Source organism: [Mycobacterium] stephanolepidis (assembly GCF_002356335.1).
GTDB classification, from domain to species: Bacteria; Actinomycetota; Actinomycetes; order Mycobacteriales; family Mycobacteriaceae; genus Mycobacterium; species Mycobacterium stephanolepidis.
Map to the genome: position 1 here is coordinate 850193 of NZ_AP018165.1, position 21308 is coordinate 871500.

Consider the following 21308-nt stretch of genomic DNA (forward strand, 5'->3'; position numbering starts at 1 on the left):
ATGATATCGCTGCCTGTCGCGGGCTGCGCTGCGGGACTGGATTCACTCCCGTTGCCGGCACCCGGCCTCAATTCCGACAGTATCGTGCTGACCGCCGAGTTCTCGAATGCACTGAACCTGCCGGCCAAAGCGAAGGTCAAGCTGAACGGCGCAGACATTGGCGAGGTCTCCTCGATTGGCACTCGTGATTTCAATGCCCTTGCGAAGCTGCGGATTCGCGCAGATGTACCGTTGTATGTCGGCAGCACGGCCGAATTGCGGTCGGCGACCCCGCTCGGTGATTTGTTTGTGGCGATTCGGCCTGACCCCATGCCGGCCGCAGATACGTCCCTACTGCGTGACGGCGACAACATTCCCCGAGCGGGCACCACGGCGGCGGCGACGATCGAAGACGTTCTCAGTTCGGCCGCGCTGCTGGTGAACGGCGGAGTGATCCGGCGGTTGGTGACAGTCACCAACGGGGCGGGTTCGGCAGTGGGCGGGCGCGGCGACAAAGTCGCCGAATTGCTGCGCCAGTCAACGCTGTTGGTTTCCAGGCTGAATGAACGAACCGGTCAGATAGATGGAGCCCTTCGCAACACATCGGATCTCGCCGCGGCGATCACCGCTCAACAGGAAACCCTCAACACCGCTCTCGCCGCAGCGAATCCGGCAACCAGTACCATCGCGGACAACACCAACGCGATAGTCGATCTGACCGGCGCCATCGCTCGCATCACCGATCAACTGGCGCGCTTTCCCTCGATGAAGGGTACCGATACCCGGAGCCTGATCGCGGATCTCAATCGTCTTTCTGCGACATTCAATGCCATCGCCGTTGATCCCAATCTGTCGCTGACACCGCTGAATACGTTGGTAGGCCCGGTCATGAAGGCCACGACCGGCACCGGCGGAGCCGTTAACGCCGTGGTTGCCAAACTTGCCCTAGGTTCCTTGCCGGACAAGAACTATCCCGGTGATCCCGGATTTCATGGGCCGGATGGCACTGACTACCACGCCATGATTGGCAGCCTGCGCTATCAGTGGAACCTCATGCTGAGCAAGGTGATGGGTGGCGACAGATGACGGCCAAGCCCCACCTGCTGGAACGATCAGTGCGATTGCTGGTGGACGCTGTCCGTTTTTGTGCTACGCATCGCGCGGTGGCGTCGTGTATCGGTCTGGTGTTGACGATGCTCATTGCGGGTTCCTATGTGCTGGTGGGCGGGCTCCGCTTCAATCTTGTGCGTTCGACGATTGCAGTCCGGGTGCAGTTAGTGGAGTCAGGCGGACTTCTGCCCAATCAAGACGTCACCTTGCGAGGCACGTCGATAGGTCGTGTAGCAGCGGTGAATTTCACTGCGGGCGGAGTCGAAGCCGTTGCCACGATCGACGCCGACGTCCGCATACCGCGAAGCAGTCCGGTGCGCGTATCCGCGTTGTCTCCGGCAGGCGAACAATACCTAGACTTTCGCCCGAACGGGGATGGTGGCCCCGCGTTGACGGACGGCAGTTCAATCGATCAGCGCCAGACCGCGATTCCGGTCTCCCTGGCCCGGCTGCTGGGCGATGCGGACGGGGCGCTGGCCCAGCTCGATCCGGACAAGTTGGCCGCCATATCCGATGAACTCCGTGTCAGCGTTCGTGGGCCGGAGAAACTCCAAGATGTGTTTGATGGGGGCGCCTTCCTGTTGACAACTCTTGATTCTGTTCTGCCCCAAACGGTGAGCGTGATCCGGAACAGTCGCACGGTGTTGTCAACATTGTCGGAGGGCGTGCCCGCCTTGATTGATACCAGCAAGAATCTGCAGTTGACCCTGCAAGGAGTACGGAAGATGGATGGAGGTTTCCGTACTCTCGTCGACGACGGCGGGAAGCCGATAGCTGCGCTGGATAATGTCATCAACGACAATTCCGACTCGATGGTGCAGCTGCTGGGAAATCTCACCACGATTGCACAGCTGTCCTATGTTCGAGTCCCCGCTCTTCAGGCGTTGTTCCCCACGACGCGCGGATCGATGCTGGAGGCTGCGACATCTGTGATCCGAGACGGTGGGATCTGGGCTGTTGCCGACATCTATCCGCGATACAGCTGTGATTACAAGTTGCCCCGGCACGCGCCCTCACGTGCTGATGCGCACGAACCGTACCGTTACACCTACTGCGAGAATCCAGACCCCGCGGTCCTCGTTCGGGGTGCCCGTAATGCCCCGCGGCCGCCCGGCGACGATACGGCTGGGCCACCACCTGGGTATGACCGGCTGGCTACAACCGACCCAATACCCGTTGGCCCACACACTGTTCCGCTGCCATACGGCGGACCCCAGATGCCGGTGGTACCTCCTAACTAAGGATGGGGCTGACATGATGATGCGTTTGCCGGGGATTGTCTTTATGACGATGGCGCTGACGGTGCCGACGGCGGCCGCTGCGCCCGATAACTGGTGCGTCAGTAGCCTGCGCGGCACGTGGGACGGCGGTGCGTGCCTGGTCACAGTGACATCAAACAGCAAGGCGACGATGGATATCTCGGTGCAGTTGCCGGACGAGGTTATCGACGATTCAACCGTGGGTCCGGTGCTCCGGGCATATGCCGAAAGGCGTGTCAGCGAGTGGCGCAAGGCCGGTGACACGAACGTCCGCGACAGCTCGTCAGCCATCGATTCGCGTGTGTACGTACACTCAAATTCCGTGAAATCCGTTGTTTTACACGAAGTGTGGCGGACAGAAGGAACCAACGCCAATAACGCGTACCGAACTTTCACCTTTGACCTGGCCCAGGGTAGGCGACTGGTGCTCGCCGACCTATTCCGACCGGGCGTTGACCCGCGGACGGCCTTACCGCCACTTGCCCGGCCGTTCCTGTTGGATGCATTGGATGCCGCGGCGCCACCCCACGATCCGGGCTCCTATCCATTCGCAACCCAGGAGTGGGAACCGCAGCCCGATGGCTCGGGTTACTCAGGGGAGTACCGTGCATTCGCGCTCACGGGCGATGAGTTGATTCTCTACATGCCCGATGTTCCTATGGCACATGAAAATCCGACGCCGCGGGACAGGCTGGTCTGGTCGATGGACGGTGGCGCCGTCACGGTCCGCATTCCGCTGCCAAGCCTGCGCCCGATCCTGCGCGCCGGCCTGTGAGCGGCGCTATTTGATTCGGAGTGCCTTGGCGAGCTGGAATGTCTTGGTCAGGATCGACACATTTTTCTGGGCACTGATGCCCCATGGGGGATCGAAGCCGACCAGGTGCTGACTCGCCACCGTCTGCAATTCGGTGTATTCGAGCAGCCCGTGTTCACCGTGCCGGCGGCCCAGTCCTGAGCCGCGCATGCCGCCCATGGGCGCATCGGTGGACGCGTATGCCGATCCGTATCCTTCATTGATATTGACAGTGCCGCAACGTATCTGCGCTCCCACTCGGCGACCACGGGCGGCATTCTTGGTCCACACGGAGGCGTTGAGGCCGTACACGGTGTCATTGGCCAACTGGATGGCTTCGGCGTCTGTGTCGAATCGGTAAACGGAGGCCACCGGCCCGAAGGTCTCTTCGGCATAGACTGCCATTCCGGGTGTCACGTTGGTCAGGATGGTTGGCTCGTAAAAGAACGGCCCCAGCTCCGGGCGCGCCCGCCCGCCCGCACGCACCGTTGCACCGTGCGAACGGGCGTCGCGGACATGGCTTTCAACTGTGTCCAACTGACGTTCGCTGGACAGCGTGCCCACGTCGTAGCCGTAGTCAAGGGAGTTGCCGAGCTTCAAGGCGCGTGTTGACTCGGTGAAGACACCGAGGAATTCGTCGTAGACGGAATCAGCGACGTAGATCCGCTCGATGCCGAGGCATAGCTGTCCGGTGTGGCCGAAACATGCTCGTACGGCGCCCTTTGCGGCCTTCCCCACGTCCGCATCGTCGAGCACGATCATCGGGTTCTTTCCGCCGAGCTCGAGGCAGCATGAGATGAGTCGACCGGCAGCCCGTTGGGCTATCGCGCGACCGGCCGATGTCGATCCGGTAAAGCAGATGTGGTCGGCGTTGTCGATTATCGCCGGGCCGACGACGCTCGAGGATCCGACCACGATCTGCCACAGGTCGGGGTCCAAGCCATTCTCGATGAGGACGCTGCGTGCGTACAGTGCGGTCTGCGTCGCGGGTTTGTGCACCACCGCGTTGCCCGCCAACAGCGCGGGAATGATGTCGACGATGCCAAGTGACAGGGGTGCGTTCCACGGCGAGATCACGCCGACGACGCCTTTCGGGTGCCGCAGTTCAGTTGCTCTGGTGGCGAACGGTATTGCGCCCGACCGCTGGCGGGAGGCCAGGAACTTCGGAGCGTTCCGACCGTAGTACAGCGCCACTCCGGCCGCGTCGAGGACCTCTTCGAACGCGTATGCCCGCGCCTTGCCGGTCTCGGCCTGGACGATGTCGAGTGCGAGCCGATCGGTGAGGATGCCGTCGTGGAATCGGACAAATGGGCCGGTGCGATGCCTCAGCGCGGTGGCTGCCCACCGTTGCTGTGCCTTCCGGGCACGGGTGAATGCCTCCGCGACATCATCGGTCGATGAATGGCGCAGGGTGGCAATGGGTTCGCCTGTGGCCGGGGCGATGTTGGCGTGTTCAGAGGCCGTTCCGGTCAGCTGTGCGGTGAGGCGGTCGGTGATCTCTGACGGCAGCAGCCGCACGCGCGCGCTAGTCGGCGCTGTTCACGCCCTCCAGTTCGTATTGGTCTGCTTTGAACCGCCTTGTCGCCAAGGCGTATTCGATGTGGGACTTCGGCCACATCGCAGTGACCTTTCCCTCGGCGTTGGTGTACCACCCGGGGCAGTTGTCGGTGAAAACCGTTTTGTCGAGGCTGCGCCGCATCCATTCCTGGAACCTTCGATAGACATCCTCCCGGATCTCCATCGCCGCAATCCCGTGCCTAGCTTTGTGCTCTATGGCTTTTCGAACATAGGCGGCTTGTTGTTCGAGAAGAAACACGATGGTGTTGGTGATGCTGTTGGTGTTGGGGCCAAAGAGCATGAACATGTTGGGAAAGCCAGTTGTCGTCATGCCGAGGTACGCGTGCGCTCCTGATTTCCAGTGCTCGCGTAGATCCAGGCCGTTGCGGCCACTGATGCGAATCGGTGCCAGAAACTCGCTGGCTTTGAACCCGGTACACCAGATGAGCGCGTCGGCATCCACCTTGGTTCCATCGGCGGTGACGATTCCTGTCGCGGTGACGTGCTCCACTGCCGAACCAATGAGGTGGACGTTGGTGCGTCCGATGGTCGGATACCAGTCATTGGACAGCAGTAGCCGGTTGCAGAGCATCTGGTAATCGGGAACCGCGGCAGCACGCTCGGCCGGGTCAGAGATATGCCGCCGGATCTTGAACTTGACGATGTGCTCGTAGGCCCAACGTACAGGGCGGACCTTGCGTGTCACCAGTGGCCAACGGGATTCGTAAGCCAGGAACAGAAGGTTGTGGTGCTGCTTGCGCAGCCACGCGCTGCGTCGGAGCAGGGCGACCTGCAACCGGCCATGGACTCGGCGTGACTTCCCGATGACCCAGTTCGGAGATCTCTGCAGCACCGTCAGCTCGGCGACGCGATCCGCGATGGCGGGCACCAGCTGAATCGCGGAGGCCCCGGAGCCGATCACAGCGACCTTCTTGCCGGTGAGATCGGTGCTGTGGTCGAACTCCGCGGAGTGAAATGACGGGCCTTCGAAGGTCTCGATGCCCTCCACCGCGGGAAGCCTTGGGCGACTGAGCTGCCCGGTCGCCATGATGACGACATCGAATATGCGAGTGGGACGGTCGGGTCCGAATTCTAGGGTCCAGCGTCCCGTCGTATCGTCATAGGTGGCGGCGGTGACTTCGGTGTCGAACTCCATATGCGGGCGCAGACCGAACTCGTCAGCGACGGCCTCCAAATACGATCTGATCTCGGCGCCTCTGCCAAACAGTGAAGACCAGTCGGGTTTGAGCGCGTAGGAGAACGAATAGATCGGTGAGGGAACATCGCAGGCGGCGCCCGGATAGGTGTTCTCGCGCCACACGCCGCCGATCGACGCCGCTCGCTCGAAAATCCCGAAGTCGGTGATTCCTGAGCGCTTGAGCTCAATCGCGGCCGCTAATCCACCGAAACCGCAGCCGATTATCGCCACCGATGTCGCCATTGAATCCTCCGGTCCGCACTGTTGGTGTCGCAGAATGGTAGAGATTGCCGCGCATCCCCACCATGTACATCGCGGACCGCGTAGTGTCATTTCCGGACACTTATGGATGCCTCACAGCCCCACTGGTGGGATCACACTCGGAGCGCGATTGCCGCGCGTATCCTCGTCGAGCTCGGCGAGGAGTGTGGGGTCGCCGAGTCGGCCATGTTGGCCGGCTCGGGATTGCGTCGTATCGATCTGGATGATCCGGAGACGCAGATTGAGGCCGGTCAAGAGTTGGCGATCGCGCGGAATCTCTTGCGCCGGAACGGTGATCGTCCGGGGCTAGGGGCCAGGGCGGGCGGTAGGTACACCCTGGGGAGCCTCGGCATCTGGGGCTTCACCATGGTAACGAGTCCAACCGTGCGCGATCTCGCCAAGTTGGGCACCCGTTATGCGGCACTGTCGTTCGCTTTCATTCGCCCCGACTACATTGAGGATGCGCAGTACGGGCGTGTCGTCTACGACTCGACCGACATACCCGCCGATGTCAGGGGGTTCTTTGTCGAGCGCGAACTCGCCAAGATCTTGGCGCTTGAGCCGGTGATTGTCGGTGCGCGGCCAGGTTTTCACGTGGAGACGAGCTTCGGTGACGAGCGGGCAGCTGCGTTGCGCAGGCTGGCACCGCATCGCGAGGTGCGCACCGGGCACCCGCAGGATGCGTTGGTATTCAACCGGTCTCTGCTCGACGACGCGATGCCGCAGAGCGATCCGGTCACCGCGCGAGCCATGGAAGCGCAATGCGCCCGGCTGCTGGAACAACGCAGGCAGCGCCGTGGCGCGGCTGCCGAGGTGCGCGCGAAAATGCTTGCTCAGCTGCAAGAGCCCTTGGCTATGGACAAGATCGCGCATCAGCTCGACATGGAGGAGCGCACACTACGCCGAAAACTGACCGCGGAGGGAACGTCATTCCGCGAACTCGCCGACGAAGTGCGATCGACGATCGCCGTGGAACTGCTCGCTGACGGTCATCTCACCGTCGAGGAAGTTGCGGTGAGACTCGGATATCACGACGCATCGGGGTTTTCGCGGGCATTCAAGCGCTGGACCGGGCAGCGGCCGGGCCGATACCACCTAGCCTGACGTCGATGCGCGTCGCTTGGCCTTGATCGGGGGAGGCGCAAGGATCTTGGACAGGTTCTCCCACAGCGCGCGCGATGTGTGAACGAGGAGTTCGCGCACCTGGTCGCGAGACAGATGTCCCTCGGAAAGCCATTCGACGACAGCCGTTTCGGCCATCCTCCCCTGTGCCCGGGCGCAGGCGCGCGCTGCCGCCGGTGCGTCGGCGGGATCCTTGAACAGTGCTCCCATGAGCACATCGATCGCCTGCTCGCGTGACTCCTGCACCATCGCTCCGGCCTCGGCGTCCGCTCCGAAGGCGGACAGTCGAGACGCGGTCAGGTAGGCGTCGCGCTCCTGCTCGATTTCCACCAGCCAGCCGTCGATGAGTTCCTCGAGAACATTCTCGAAGGTGCCGCTCGCGATGAGCTCTGGAATGGGCGGGAAGCTCGGTATATGAATCGTGGTCCGGACGACTTCGAGGTAGAGGTCACGTTTGGTGCCGAAATAGTGATAGAGGAGCCCGCGATTAATTCCGAGTTCGTCGGCGATCTCCGCAGTGGACACGGAATCGTAGGGCTTGGACGAGAAGTGGTGCCGGGCAGTGGTGAGTATGTCGGCCTTTCGATCCTCGGGGCTGCCGCGCTTCCACCGCGGCGTGCTCTTGGCCATAGGGTGCCGACTCCTCTCGGGGGCAGTTCAACAGGTGTGGCCGTACCGAGGTCATCTTGTTACAACGGCGCTAAGAAGCCCACCACTCGTGATAATAGCGCGAGCTGGCCGTGATTCGCGCTCCACGAATTGTCCTGTCTGGTTTGGCAGCTTCCGCTGCTAGCGCTGCGATAGTGGCGTGCGCCACCCGTGCGCGTCGATCACCGCGAGGACCAGCTGGGTGCAGGATCGGGCGATCTGCTCGGCGGTCGCCTCGAGGCGACCTTCGAGCCAGTCCATGATGGTGATCGCCAGGGCGCCGTAAATTTGGGTGAAGGCTATCGCGGTGTCACCACTGCGTACGGCGGGCACGCTTAACCCGTCGAGCAAATCGAGGAAGTGCGTCATCGTGAAGAGCACGAATGCCGGTGCGCCCTGATTGGCGTTCTCGCGCAGTACCTCGTTGCCGAGTGTCTCTCGGAACGTTACCCGGACTCGTCGCGGGTCCTCCTCGAAATACTGTGCCGCGGTCAAGAATATCGACTTCAGTCGGTGTTCGAGGTTTCCGGTGCTCGTGGACGTTTCGATGACAGCACGCAACTCGTCGTTGACGCGGTCCTGTACGGCCCGCAGCAGCTCGTCGATACCTGCGAAGCTCTCGTAGAAGTAGTTGCGGGTCAGATCGGCGTTGCGGCACACGGCGCTGACTGATGTTCCGGCAACGCCTTCGGTGCCGAGCAGATCGAAGCCGGCATCGATGAGTCGATTGCGCCGTTCGGCTGCACGATCCTGCATTGTCCGGCCCCGCCACACCGTGGGTGAGTCCATGTCTGGCCATCCTGCCACAGTGTGGAGCCGTGTTATTGACTTCATCAATACATATCTGTATTGATGAAGGTGGCGGCGACGATGCTGTGTGGAAAGGAAGTGCATCAATGACATTCGGTGAGGAACTGGACACTGAGGACATCGGGCCATGGTTGTCTCTGGCGCCGCCGGGTGACCCAGAGCATGGTTACTTTGGCCCGGATTCTGTTCCATGGCGGCTGTTCAGCCATCCGTGTGTAGTTGCGGGTGCGGTGTACAACGCGGTGATCTTCGAGCTGTACCCACCGTGTGCGACACTCAGTGACCAAGTCGACTCGTTGTACGTGGATCCGATCGGCCGTGCCCGCCGCACGCTCGGCTATGTCTATTCGGTGATCTTCGGGGCTACCGCGACCGCGGACCGTGCCGCCAAGTACGTCCGGGCGATGCATGACAGCATTAGCCCCTTGCGAGACGGCGATAAGTTGCACTGGGTATCGGATCCGGAGAACCTGCTGTGGCTACACATGACGAACGGCGACGGAGCTCTGCGCGCGCATGCCGCCTATGGGGAGGGCGAGCTGTCTTCCGTTGAGCAAGACGATTTCTGGCGACAGTTGGCTCCGTTTGCGCAATTGCAGGGCGTGCCCCCCGAACTCATCCCGATGAGTGCCGCCGAGGCCGAGGCATATTTCGCGCGCATGTGGCCACAGCTCAAGCTGACCGATGCCGGCCAGCGGGCGTTCAGTCAGGTGATGAATCCTCAGGGTCTGTCAGCGCAGTGGAAGCCTGTGAAACTGCCGCTGGCCCTGGTGGTCCGCAGTGGGGTGGCGCTACTTCCCAACGATGTGCTGCACATGATCGGGTTGGATTCTCGCAGTCCGGCGTTGACAGTTGCGCGCCGTGTTGCCCGTGGCGGGTACTGGTTGCTCGATCAGCCGGGTGCGCGCGATGTGCTGCCCGCAGTAGCCCTCCCGCGCGCCGTCGAGACCATGCGGGCGGCACGCTCGCTGGCCTAGCCGAGCGCGCTGCGACCGCGGCTACTTGGGTTTGATCAGACCGAACACCAGCCGACCGACCGTTCCGCTCGTCTTCGGCGAGATGCGGTGCAGCGCCCATGCCGGTTGCACCTGCACCCTAGGCACCGGACAGATGAGCTGGCGTTGAATGATGGCCTTGATAACCGCCTCGGCCACCTTGTCCGGGTCGGCACCCACACGATTCATCCACTTGCGCACTTCGTCCCGGCGCTCGGCGAAATCACCATGGATGGGCGAGGTTTCGTGAATCGGGGTGTTGACGACGCCGGGGCAGATGGCGGTGGCGTGGATTCCCCGAGGCCCGAGTTCTGCGGCGAGCCCCTCGGTCAGCCCGACGACCGCATGCTTGGAAGTCGCGTACGGCACAAACGACGGCCACACGTACAAGCCGAGCATCGACGCCGTGTTGACGATGTGTCCGCCGCCGCCCTGGGCCAGCATGCGTGGGACAAAAGCATGCACACCATGTACGACGCCCATGAGATTGACGTTGATGATGCGATTCCATTCATCTAGGGACGTCATCTCCACGGGTCCCTGCAGGCCCACACCCGCGTTGTTGAACAGGATGTCGACGCGGCCGTCGGCCGCGTACACCCGCGTGGCAAGGGCATCGACCGCGGCGGGGTCTGTCACGTCGACGTGGTGTGCGGTCGCGCCCGCGCCGGTGGCTCTGATTTCAGTGGTGACTGTTTCGGCATTCTCGGCGACCAGGTCGACGACGTGCACCTTCGCGCCCAGCCGGGCGAGCGCAATGGCCGTCGATCGTCCGATACCAGAGCCGCCGCCGGTGATCACCGCGATCTTCCCGCAAAACGCGTCCGGCGCAGCTTTGCCCCGACCGATCCGCTGCGCGCCGAGAATATTTGAAATGTTCATGGTTTCAGTCCTTGTCGGTGATTGAGTCGGTTGACGCATCCGCGAGTAGTTCGACGTGGAAATCCGCGAGCACCGGCTCGCGCAACATCTCTCGATGTTTGGCGGGCGACCACGGCCACATGTCAGGGCGTCCGTCCTTGCCGAGATACCAGCTTTGGCAACCGCTTGCGGCGACGAGCCCCGGGGTCGCTGCCCGGCGCTCTTCGTTGAACCTGTCGGTCGCATCCTGCGTCGGAGTCACTGATGCGAAGCCGTTTCGGTCAATCAGCGTGACCCATCGCATGACGTAATCGGATTGCGCATCGGCGACACCGGTGATCGCGTAGTTTCCGACTGGGCTGTGTGGGCCGACCAGAGTGAATAGGTTCGGGAAGCCCGACATTGCGACGGTGCGGTAGCCGACTGGACCTTCCGCCCATGCCTCGTCGAGCGTCGTGCCGCTATCGCCTTCGATCTGCATGGGACGCATGTAGGCGTGCGCATCGAAACCTGTTGCGAGCACCAGTACATCGAGTTCGTGAAGGGTTCCGTCGGCGGTGACAACGCCGCGCTCCTCGATATGATCGATGCCCTCGGTGACAAGGTCCACCCTGTCGGACTGAACTGCGCCGTAGAACTTCGACGAGATGACGAGCCGTTTACACAAGGGTTGGTAGTCGGGGGTGAGTGTTTCACGTAATGCTTTGTCCTTCACACCGAACCGAAGCGACAGCCGCGCCGCCGCGGACATGAGGGTCCGCTGCCACCCTTCCTTGATAGCTGCCTGTCCCAGGGTGGCCTCCAAGGTGGTCTGCCAACCGCGGTATGACACCTTGCTGAGTGCCGGAAACTTCCGGAGCAGGAACTTCGACACAGGGTGATAGCTGAACGACGGCGCCCACATAACCCATTGCGGGGTCCTCTGGAACACAGACAGTTTCGTGACATCGTCAGCGAGTGCTGCGGTGATTTGAGCACCTGTTGAGCCGGTACCGATCAGGCCGACACGCTTGCCCGTGGTCTGCACGGATGGGTCCCACTGGGCCGAGTGAACGGTGCGTCCGCCGAAGGCGTCCAAGCCTGGGATGCTGGGAAATGCTGGGTGGTGCAAGAATCCAGTGGCGGTGATCAGGATGTCGACAGCGTCCTTATGTCCGTCGGCGGTGATCAGGTGCCACCGCCCCGACTTCCAGCGCGCCTCGGTGACCTCCGACCCGAATCGGACCTGACGGCGCAGATCCAATTCCTTTGTGACACCGACAAAGTAGTCGAGTATCTCGGCGCCCGGGGCGAACAATCCGCTCCATTCGGGATTCGGGGCGAACTTGTACGAGTAATAGCGAGCGGGTACGTCGCAGGTCAGTCCGGGGTACCGGTTCTCGCGCCAGGTGCCGCCCACTTCGGCAGCCTTCTCGAAGATGACGATGTCGTCGTATCCCGCCGCCCGCAGTTTGGCGGCCATACAGATGCCAGACATCCCGGCGCCGACGATACCGAACCGGAGCCGTCGCGCTCGCCCGCTTAACCGTTGCGCGACAGCGGTACTCAGGTGAGTAAGTGAGGTATCGGCAGCCGACAGCATCCCCGTGTGCAGGTAATAGCCATGCCACATGCGGTCGAATCGCCGGTACTCGATGTCGACACCGGCCGCGTTCGCACGCTCGACGAACCGTTCGGCATCTTCGGTGAGGACATCGTCAGCCGCAGCGTGCAGCACGATAGGAGGCAGACCGGCGAGATCGCCATGAAGCGGCGATGCTCCCGTGCGTGCGGCATCGGCAGACCCGGCATAGGCATGGGCGCCTTCGGCTAGGACAGTGTGGAGACGCAGGGGATCTAACGGGTGCCGTATTCGGGTTCCGGTGGTGTCCGGGGTCAAGTCAAGCCATGGGCAGATCAACGCCAGCACGGCAGGAAGCGGGCGATCGTTGTCGCGCAGCGTCATTGCAAGCGCGGTAGCGAGGCCACCGCCAGCGGAGTCGCCTGCGATAACGATCTGTCCACCCGAAAATCCTTGAGTAAGAAGCCCTTCGTAGGCGGCGAGGGCGTCGTCGAGAGCCGCGGGGTATGGGTGTTCGGGCGCGCGCCGGTAATCGGGCACGAACACCGACGCGCCGATTTCCTGGGCGAGAACTGCCGCAACCCGACGATGGGATCGTGAGGATCCGACGATGTAGGCACCCCCGTGCAGAAACAGCACAACTCTACTCGGCGAAGGGGATGTCGTTGGCGCAATCCATAATCCGTCCACACCGCCGATCGAGGCCTTCGCCTCTCGCATACCCGTGGGCAGCGGAATGGCTCCGAACGTGGCATCGGTGACGGCGCGACGGGCACGCAACGGAACGGCGCTAGACGTGCCCACCGATCCTGCTCCTCGCATGGCTGTCCGCAGGAACGTCTCCGGTACACGTATTAGCGTCATGCCAATAAGCTACTCCAGTAGTAGTCGTTGATGGAAGAGGCATTTCCGCTAAGGCTTGAATCCCACTGAAAAACCGCCGATAAGGCCCGGCTATCGGGTGCTAATAGTGAGCTGGATCTGTGTCAGGAAAGGGGATGGGACGCCGCTGTCCGCGTATGGATCCGCTGACTCTGTGCTTGCGCACGGCGGCAGGGCTTAAGTCTTGTTATCTAGAAGATAACAACCTATGGTGGAAGTCATGGACCTCACCTTCTCGCCCGAACAGTGTGTGTTCCGGGAGGAGGTCCGCAGCTGGCTTGCCTCGAACGCCGTCACGACCGGCACGGGCGACGAGGAAGCGCGGTTTCGCCAGCGTATCGAGTGGCAGCGGAGGCTCAACGAGGCAGGATGGGCGGCCGTGCACTGGCCGGAACGATTCGGCGGCCGGGGTGCGACATACACCGAGACCGCGATCTTCTACGAGGAACTGGCCAAGGCGCGAACCCCCTTGCTCGCCAACGGAATCGGCCTGATGCTCGTCGGGCCGACGCTAATGGCCTGGGGGACACCCGAACAACAGGCGCGCTATCTGCCGCCCATCATGTCGGCGGATGAGATCTGGTGCCAAGGTTTTTCCGAGCCGGGGGCCGGGTCCGATCTGGCGTCGCTGAGGACGCGTGCGGTGCGGGACGATGACGAATGGGTTGTCACCGGTCAGAAGGTGTGGACGTCGTTCGCACAGTACTCCAAGTGGTGCATCCTGCTGGCCCGGACCGACCCGGACGTCAAGAAGCACCGAGGTATCAGCTTCTTCCTCATGGATATGGAACAACCTGGGGTGACCGTTCGCCCCATCCGGCAGATGACCGGAGAGAGCGAGTTCAACGAACTGTTCCTCGACGATGTACGGATCCCGGCGGAAAACCTCGTCGGCGGTCTTAACAACGGGTGGCAGGTTGCCATGACGACGTTGATGAACGAGCGGGCCGGGCTGGGGTTCGCCCTGCAGGCGACGCTGCGCAATGAGGTCGACGACCTGTTCGATGCGGCAATTGGCAACGGCACCATCGATGATGCGCGGATTGCGGACCGGCTGGGTGAGGTGTACCTGCGCGTCGAGATGCTGCGGCACATAGCCTGGCGCACGCTGTCGGCAGTCGAGGCGAACAGGGCGCCCGGTCCGGAAGGCTCGATCGGCAAGTGGCTGTGGTCTGAGACTGCTCAGGACATCGCGGCTCTGGCGGTCGACATCCTGGGCGACGCGGCGCTGTGTACCAATTCGCCCTGGTCATTCGAGTTGATGCGGGCGCCCGGATACACGATCGAGGGTGGAACCACGCAAGTGCAGAAGAACATCATCGCCGAGCGTGTACTCGGACTTCCCAAGGCGCACTGAGGGGTTGGCATGCGATTCGAACTTTCTGACGATCAGCGAGAGGTCAAGGACGCGGCGCGCTCCGTGCTCGTCGCGCTCAGTTCGCCCGAGACGCGCCGGGCAGCGGCGAATGGGCAGCCGGCAGAGGAACTCTGGTCCGAACTGCGTGACTTGGGCTGGCCCGGCATCGCGATACCCGTCGCTTACGGGGGCGAAGGCATGGGCTTGGTGGAAGTCGCGGCAGTGTTCGAGGAGCTCGGTTACGCCTGTGCGCCAACACCCATGCTGGGCACGGTGACCGCGGCAATGGTGGTCGCGCACGCCGGTACCGCTGGGCAGCGCGAACGGTGGCTGCCCGGGCTGGCGGGCGGAAAGATCCTGGGCGCCTTTGGCATTACAGACACTCGAATGCCCGAACTCATCGCGGATGCGGACCGTGCGGACGTCATTATCGCCATCGACGAGACTGGGCAGAAGGCAGTGGTCGTGGATCGCGTTCACGCCGGCATCCGGCCGATCGAGGTGGTGGACTCGCTGCGGGGGTACGCCTACGCGGGACCGCAATCCGATGAGCCGCTAGACGGGGACGCATCCGGGGCGATGGATCGGGCGTTGGTCGTGGTCGCCGCGGAGCTGGTCGGAATCTGTCAGGCGTCGCTGGACCTCACCGTGGCCTACGCGAAGGAACGCGAGCAATTCGGTGCACCGATCGGCTCGTTTCAGGCTGTTGGGCACACCGCTGCCGAGATGCTGCGACACACCGAGTGCGCGCGATCGGCGGTGTACTACGCGGCGTGGGCTGCGGAGCACAACCCGGGTGAACTGCCGCTGGCCGCGTCGATGGCCAAGGCCGCGGCATCCGATGCGGGGCGCGCGGTCACCGCCGCCGCGGTGCAGATGCACGGCGCATATGGCTTCAGCTGGGAGGCTGAGGTGCATTGGTACTACGCCCGCGCCGTCATGGACGCGCAACTGTTCGGTGATGCCGCGTTCCATCGGGCGCGAATAGCCAAACTCGTTGCAGATGGAAGGAACCCAGCATGCCCGAATCCGTGACCACAGCAGTGATCGAACATGACTCCCTCTTTATCGGGGGCGCCTGGTCGCACCGGGCCGGAGAGCGACTCTCCGTGATCAATCCGAGCACCGAGGAGTACCTCGGTGGGGTGCCGGCTGGCACGGTCGCTGATGTCGACTTGGCCGTTACCGCCGCCCGGCAGGTTCTCGGATCCTGGGCTGCGCTTGGCAATTCCGTACGTGCAGGGTACCTCGACAGGCTTGCTGATGCGCTTGAGGCCCGTGGCTCGCAGATGGCACAGACGGTGTCGAGACAGAACGGCATGCCGATTGCGGTCTCGAATGGGCTCGAGGCGGGATTCCCGCCGTTGCTGCTGCGCTTCTACGCAGGTCTGGTCCGGGATCAGCCGCGGGTGTCGCGACGCAGCGGATTGCTCGGCGGCCAGATCGACGTGGTGCGCAAGCCGATGGGCGTGGTGGGCGTCATCGTGCCGTGGAACTTCCCGCAGACACTGGCGATGATGAAGATCGCACCGGCGCTCGCGGCCGGAAACACGGTGGTGGTCAAGCCTTCTCCCGAAACGGTGTTGGACACAATCCTGTTGGCAGACGCAGTGATCGAGGCCGGCCTTCCCGCCGGGGTGATCAACATCGTGCCCGGGGGGCCCGAGATCGGCCGCTACCTGGTATCGCACCCGGGCATCGCAAGAATAGCGTTCACGGGCTCGACTGAGGCAGGCCGCGCGATCGCCCAGGAGTGCGGGCGGCTGCTGCGCCCGGTGTCACTGGAACTGGGCGGCAAGTCGGCGACCATTGTGCTCGACGATGGCAATATCTCGGCCTCGATCGAGGAGCTGTTCAAGGCGACGCTGCTGAACAACGGCCAAACCTGTTTCCTCGGTACGCGGGTGTTGGCGCCGCGAGCACGCTATGGCGAGATCGTCGACACGCTAGCTGATTTGGCGCGTGCCGCGACCATCGGCGATGCGCTGGAGGAAACCACCATGGTGGGACCTATGGTCAGCCCACGTCAGCGGGAACGCGTCGAGAACTACATCGAATCCGGAAAGGCCGACGGCAGCAGGCTGGTGGCGGGCGGAACGAGGCCGCAGCGCGCGGGTTGGTTCGTTGCGCCAACCGTTTTCGCCGATGTGACCAACGCGCAGCGCATCGCCTGTGAGGAGATTTTCGGACCGGTGCTCGCTGTTATCGGATACGACAGTGACGAGGAGGCGCTGCACATCGCCAACGACTCCGCCTTCGGGCTCGGCGGCTCGGTGTGGTCGGCCGACCCCGACCGTGCCAGGGCATTCGCCCAGCGGATTGAGACGGGGACGATCGGGATCAACGGCTACAACCTTGACCCCGCCGCACCGTTCGGTGGAGTGAAAGACAGTGGCATCGGCCGTGAATGGGGTCCGGAGGCGCTGGAATCATATGTCGAATTGCAGTCCATCTACCTCTGATCGGCCGGCGAGGTGAACGAAATGTCAACGGATCCACGGGGCAGCACCGTCGATGCAGTGCTGCGGCGCAGCGCCCGGCGTGTGCCCGACCGCCTGGCGTTGATGTTCGGGGATCGGTCATGGACGTATCGAGAGCTTGACGCGGCAGTGAGTCGTGCGGCGGCGTTGCTGCGCGCATTGGGTTTGCAACCGGGCGATCGCGTGGCTGCCTACGGCAAGAATTCGGATGCCTATGCCATCGGATTTTTATCTTGTGCGCGTGCGGGTTGGTTCACGTGCCGATCAACCAATCGTTGCAGGGCGATGAGCTTGTCCACCTGTTGGTGCAATCAGGAAGCTGTGCGGTGCTGGTCGACGACGAGCTGACGGCGGAGCTGAGCGCCGTCCTCGAGGCCACGGTGGTACGGCACGTGGTACCGCTGCGGCGAGGGGCGGATTCGCCCCTAGAGTCGGCCGACGCCCCGGACGTCGACGTATCGGAGGCCTGCGACACCGACTTGGTGCAGTTGTTGTACACCTCGGGTACGACGTCGAAACCCAAGGGTGCCATGATGACTCACCGCTCGCTGGTGCATGAGTACATGTCGTGCATCGTCGCCCTGGACCTCACCGAGCACGACGATCCGTTGATCTGCATGCCGCTGTATCACTCGGCCGGTATGCACTGCCTGCTGATGCCGTACTTGCAGGTGGGTGCCACCGTGCGCCTGATGGAGTCCCCTGTGATTCCGGAGATATTGCGCCGGATCGAGACGGACCGGATTGGGTCGCTGTTTTTAGCCCCGACGGTGTGGGTGCCGCTGTCCAACCACCCAGACTTGGAGACGCGGGATCTGTCGTCATTGCGAAAGGCGCAGTATGGCGCGTCGATCATGCCCGTCACGGTTCTGAATAGGTTGCGGGCACGGTATCCCGCCCTCGGTTTCTACAACCTGTTCGGGCAGTCGGAGATCGGCCCGCTGGCAACGGTACTGCGCCCGGATGAACACGATGGACGCGAGGCCTCGTGTGGGCGGCCGGTCCTGTTTGTCGAGACGCGTGTTGTGGACGAGAACGGCGACGATGTCGAGGCGGGTGTCGTCGGCGAGGTGGTGTACCGGTCGCCGCAGTTGTGCCTGGGATACTGGAAAAACGCCGAAGCGACAGCAGAAGCCTTCCGGGACGGCTGGTTTCATTCCGGCGACTTGGTCACCCGCGACACTGACGGATACCTGAAGGTGGTGGACCGCATCAGAGATGTCATCAACACCGGGGGGGTGCTGGTGGCATCGCGAGAGGTTGAGGACGCGGTCTACACCAATCCCGCCGTCGCCGAAGTCGCCGTGATCGGCACCCCGGATGAGCGCTGGATCGAGGCGGTCACCGCAGTTGTGGTCGTCAAGTACGGCGCGGTTAGGCCGAGTGCGGAGGAATTGATCGCACATGTCAAGGGCCGCATCGCGCCGTTCAAGGTGCCTAAGCATGTGCGGTTTGTCGCACAGCTGCCCCGGAATCAGAGTGGGAAGCTCCTCAAGCGAGAGTTGCGTAAGGTACCAGCGCAGTGAGGTGCGCGAGATCGAAGACGGCAAGCGCGGATTCATTGAGGCTGCTGAGGTAGACGCGTCCCGCTTGCTCACAGACGCCGGTGACCAGCGCGTACTCTTCTCCTGAGGTCTGCAGATCAAAATGTATGCAGCCCAGGCCGTCTACCGCCAGCACCCAGAGCGTGCGCGCGGGCTGCGGCTGCAGCCTCGCCGGGAGCGCATAAGCGATTTGACGGAGCAGTCCATGTTTGGGTAGCAGCGCGTCGAGCGCAGCGTTGCGTGGTATAGACAGCGCCACCCAGAACAACCCGTCAGAGCCGATCGACAGATTGTCGGGAATCCCGGGCAGATTGTCGATCAACGGCTCGGCGGATCCGGCCCGAGGTCCGGCTAGCCAGTATCGGGTCAGCCGATACTCGAAAGTCTCTGCGACCACTAGGTAAGACTTGTCGGCGGCAAGGGCGAGCCCATTGGCAAAGGCGAGGCCGTCAAGCAGAACCTCGACGATTCCGTTCGGGGACAACCGGAGCAGGCGGCCGGTGCACGAATGCTCGAGCACGTCGGCCATGTTGTGTTCGAATCCGAACCGCTGTGATGAGTCGGTGAAGTAGATAGTCCCGTCCGGGGCCGCCGCGGCGTTGCTGCAGAAGCGCATGGGAACTCCATCGACCTCGTGAACCAGTGTCGACAGTGTCCCAGAGGTGATATCGACGGCCAGCAGACCGCGAAACGGATCGCACACCAGCAGGCGTCCGTCGTGGGACCACTCCAAGCCAAGGGGGCGTCCATCGGTGATTGTCAGGACATCGCACTGGCCCTCGGGGGAGATACGGACTACGCGGCCATCCTCCAGGCCGGTGTAGAGGGACCCCTCGGTGTCAACGATGACGTCCTCGGGGCCGACGCCGGGCAGCTCGATCCGGGATACCGGGCCCATCGCGTGTGTTCCCATGGCGCGGCCTGCCCGGGCGGGGGCTGGATGTGGTTTCCACCTTCGCGGGCTGATCTCTGGTTTCCCGGACACCCGGCTCAGCGCTGAAATCAAAGGGTTGGACATCGCACTCCCAAGGCCGGGGCCATCGTACGCCAAAAATTAGCATAAAGATAGCAGAGGCGATTGACATGGTCTACCTGCGATATACGAGGTCGATGGTTGTTCAGTTCTGAGGATCTATTGGCCAGGCGCGCTCAATGAGATACTTTGTTATCTACAAGATAATAAGCTGTGACACGACATGAAAGCTGGCGACACCGATGAGGCACCAACGTGGCAGCGCCGAGAGTTCGAGCGGAAAGAAACACAGATCCATTGACAGCGCTCTCACCGACCTGCTGCTAGAGCTGCGTGCGTTCCGCGCCTTGGCGCGCGCGGGAGTCCTGAGCCTGGACCGTGTCAGCCGATTGCGGGCAGTGGCGCTCGCACTGGGTGACTTCGGACCGGTCGGTGCGGCGCCACGTGTGGCGGCCATCAAACACGGTGGGTCGCTTGCCCTTGTCGACGATGGCGGCACGCTGACCTTTGATGAGCTCGAAGACAATGTCAATAGGTTGACCAACGCGTTCCGGTCCAAGGGATACGGGCCGGATACCCGCCTGGCGATCCTCTGCCGAAATCATCGGTGGCCGCTAATCGCCGCCTTTGCGGCTTCGCGTGCGGGCATGACGACGATCTGGCTCAACACCCGCTTCTCGGCTCCGCAGGCCGCAGAGGTGGCTGCACGTGAGGGTGTGGACGTGTTGATCTGCGACGCGGACCTGGCCGAAGTTGCCGATGGAATCGCTGCGCCCCAAGGAAAATTCAGGTCAGCAGTAGATGACCCGGCCTTCGACGAGCTGGCCGCGATGGTCGCGGGGGCTGACCCTGCTTCCCCGCCGCCGCCGGAGCGACCAGGCCGGCTGGTGCAGCTCACCAGCGGCACTACCGGACTGCCGAAGGGGGCTCCGCGCCCCGATCCTCGCTCGCTGACGATTCCGGGCGGACTGCTCGAGAGGCTCCCGATGCGGGCGCGCGAGGCAACCGTGGTGGCGCCGCCCATCTTTCATGGCACCGGACTGGTAATCGCATTGCTTTCCATCAGTCTGGGTTCGACACTTGTGCTACGCCGCCAGTTCGATCCGGCGCAGGTTCTTCGTGACGTTGCGGACTACCGCGCCACCACGGTCTGCGTTGTCCCCGTGATGCTGCGCCGCCTCGTCGAAGTGAATGATGAAGAGGTTGCACGCCATGATCTTTCGTCGCTGCGGATCATCTTCAGTGCGGGCTCTCAGCTGGCGCCGACGGTGTACCAAGCCGCAACGCGGCGGTTCGGTGACGTCGTGCACAACCTGTATGGCTCCACCGAGGTGTCCATCACCTCGATCGCCACAGCGGAAGATCTACGTGCTGAACCGAATACGGTTGGACGGCCTGCGCTGGGGGTACGGATACGGATCCTGGATGATGCCGGTCGAGAGCTTCCGGCCGGGCAGGTCGGTCGTATTTTCGTGGCAAGTACGGCGCCGTTCGAGGGCTACACGGGTGGCGGCGGAAAACAGATCATCGACGGATTCCTCTCATCGGGAGATCTGGGCCATCTCGATCGGTCGGGCCGCTTGTATATCGACGGACGCGACGACGACATGATCATCTCGGGCGGTGAGAACGTCTTCCCGCGTGAGGTTGAGGATCTGCTGCTCACCCACAACGCTATTGACGATGTGGCAGTGATCGGCGTCGAGGACGACGAATTCGGCCAGCGGCTCAGGGCTTTCGTGGTTCCCGTAACGAACCAGTCGATCGATGCCACCGCTGTGCAGGAGTTCGTCAAGGACAACCTGGCCCGCTACAAGGCGCCGCGGGACGTCATCTTTGTCGATGAGCTGCCGCGCAATGCCATGGGCAAAGTGCTCAAACGTGAGCTGGCCGCCCTGGGGACAGACGCGGTGTGATT

Annotated in this window: 16 protein-coding genes and 2 pseudogenes; 10 read left to right on the forward strand and 8 right to left on the reverse strand. The window is 62.8% G+C overall.

The genetic code is table 11. From position 1 onward, the window contains the following. The 3 genes from MSTE_RS04265 to MSTE_RS04275 are packed head-to-tail and all read left to right on the forward strand — an operon-like array spanning position 1 to position 3123. Positions 1–1065, forward strand: a complete 1065-nt coding sequence (locus MSTE_RS04265; RefSeq protein WP_231896987.1) for an MlaD family protein — start codon at positions 1–3, stop codon at positions 1063–1065. After that, entirely contained in the window at positions 1062–2330 is a 1269-nt protein-coding gene (locus MSTE_RS04270) for an MlaD family protein (RefSeq protein WP_096499269.1), read from the forward strand. The genes MSTE_RS04265 and MSTE_RS04270 overlap by 4 nt, the downstream gene beginning before the upstream one ends. Positions 2331–2343: 13 nt before the next feature. After that, positions 2344–3123: an RsiV family protein gene (locus MSTE_RS04275; protein WP_231896988.1), complete on the forward strand. Its 780-nt coding sequence runs from the start codon at positions 2344–2346 to the stop codon at positions 3121–3123. A gap of 6 nt (positions 3124–3129) precedes the next feature. On the opposite strand, the gene MSTE_RS04280 is transcribed toward MSTE_RS04275, so the two are convergent. Together MSTE_RS04280 and MSTE_RS04285 are read right to left on the reverse strand one after the other, a co-directional pair. Further along, positions 3130–4659, reverse strand: coding sequence for a succinic semialdehyde dehydrogenase (locus MSTE_RS04280; protein WP_231896989.1), 1530 nt, complete (start codon positions 4657–4659; stop codon positions 3130–3132). A gap of 7 nt (positions 4660–4666) precedes the next feature. Further along, the gene (locus MSTE_RS04285; RefSeq protein ID WP_157997629.1) at positions 4667–6139 is read right to left on the reverse strand and encodes a flavin-containing monooxygenase; all 1473 of its coding nucleotides are present in this window, start codon (positions 6137–6139) and stop codon (positions 4667–4669) included. Between the two features lie 102 nt (positions 6140–6241). On the opposite strand from MSTE_RS04285, the gene MSTE_RS04290 reads away from it, so the two are divergent. Next, positions 6242–7261: an AraC family transcriptional regulator gene (locus tag MSTE_RS04290; RefSeq protein WP_096499275.1), complete on the forward strand. Its 1020-nt coding sequence runs from the start codon at positions 6242–6244 to the stop codon at positions 7259–7261. Here MSTE_RS04290 and MSTE_RS04295 read toward each other — a convergent pair. Both MSTE_RS04295 and MSTE_RS04300 read right to left on the reverse strand, forming a co-directional pair. After that, the gene (locus tag MSTE_RS04295; RefSeq protein ID WP_096499277.1) at positions 7253–7909 is read right to left on the reverse strand and encodes a TetR/AcrR family transcriptional regulator; all 657 of its coding nucleotides are present in this window, start codon (positions 7907–7909) and stop codon (positions 7253–7255) included. The two genes, MSTE_RS04290 and MSTE_RS04295, sit on opposite strands and share 9 nt — an antisense overlap. A gap of 159 nt (positions 7910–8068) precedes the next feature. Next, a complete protein-coding gene (locus MSTE_RS04300) occupies positions 8069–8716 on the reverse strand; it encodes a TetR/AcrR family transcriptional regulator (protein WP_157997630.1) in 648 nt (215 codons plus the stop codon). Positions 8717–8823: 107 nt separating this feature from the next. On the opposite strand from MSTE_RS04300, the gene MSTE_RS04305 reads away from it, so the two are divergent. Then, entirely contained in the window at positions 8824–9714 is an 891-nt protein-coding gene (locus tag MSTE_RS04305) for an oxygenase MpaB family protein (RefSeq protein WP_096499279.1), read from the forward strand. Positions 9715–9735: 21 nt separating this feature from the next. Here the strand turns inward: MSTE_RS04305 and MSTE_RS04310 are convergent, their stop codons facing one another. From MSTE_RS04310 to MSTE_RS25420, 3 genes and pseudogenes are all read right to left on the reverse strand, one after another. Next, positions 9736–10614 carry an SDR family NAD(P)-dependent oxidoreductase gene (locus tag MSTE_RS04310; RefSeq protein WP_157997631.1) on the reverse strand — a complete coding sequence of 293 codons (879 nt, stop codon included), beginning with the start codon at positions 10612–10614 and terminating at the stop codon, positions 9736–9738. 4 nt (positions 10615–10618) lie between these two features. Continuing rightward, entirely contained in the window at positions 10619–12085 is a 1467-nt protein-coding gene (locus tag MSTE_RS25415; RefSeq protein WP_269458243.1) for a flavin-containing monooxygenase, read from the reverse strand. 114 nt (positions 12086–12199) lie between these two features. Next, positions 12200–13018: pseudogene (locus MSTE_RS25420) on the reverse strand (alpha/beta hydrolase); the annotation flags it as partial. Between the two features lie 238 nt (positions 13019–13256). Between MSTE_RS25420 and MSTE_RS04320 the strand changes: the two are divergent. The 4 genes and pseudogenes from MSTE_RS04320 to MSTE_RS04335 all read left to right on the forward strand — a co-directional run bounded on the left by MSTE_RS04320 (position 13257) and on the right by MSTE_RS04335 (position 18399). Next, the gene (locus MSTE_RS04320) at positions 13257–14393 is read left to right on the forward strand and encodes an acyl-CoA dehydrogenase family protein (RefSeq protein ID WP_096505421.1); all 1137 of its coding nucleotides are present in this window, start codon (positions 13257–13259) and stop codon (positions 14391–14393) included. Positions 14394–14402: 9 nt separating this feature from the next. After that, complete coding sequence (locus MSTE_RS04325; protein ID WP_096499285.1) at positions 14403–15428, forward strand: acyl-CoA dehydrogenase family protein; 1026 nt, start codon at positions 14403–14405, stop codon at positions 15426–15428. Beyond that, on the forward strand, positions 15413–16855 hold the full coding sequence (locus MSTE_RS04330) for an aldehyde dehydrogenase (protein ID WP_096499287.1): 1443 nt from the start codon (positions 15413–15415) through the stop codon (positions 16853–16855). The genes MSTE_RS04325 and MSTE_RS04330 overlap by 16 nt, the downstream gene beginning before the upstream one ends. A gap of 21 nt (positions 16856–16876) precedes the next feature. Continuing rightward, positions 16877–18399 (forward strand): annotated as a pseudogene (locus tag MSTE_RS04335) (fatty acyl-CoA synthetase). On the opposite strand, the gene MSTE_RS04340 reads toward MSTE_RS04335, so the two are convergent. Then, positions 18365–19330: an SMP-30/gluconolactonase/LRE family protein gene (locus MSTE_RS04340; RefSeq protein WP_231896990.1), complete on the reverse strand. Its 966-nt coding sequence runs from the start codon at positions 19328–19330 to the stop codon at positions 18365–18367. The pseudogene MSTE_RS04335 and the gene MSTE_RS04340 overlap by 35 nt on opposite strands. 302 nt (positions 19331–19632) lie before the next feature. Here MSTE_RS04340 and MSTE_RS04345 point away from each other — a divergent pair, with 302 nt between their 5' ends. Beyond that, on the forward strand, positions 19633–21306 hold the full coding sequence (locus tag MSTE_RS04345) for an AMP-binding protein (RefSeq protein WP_096499291.1): 1674 nt from the start codon (positions 19633–19635) through the stop codon (positions 21304–21306). Positions 21307–21308: the final 2 nt, after the last annotated feature.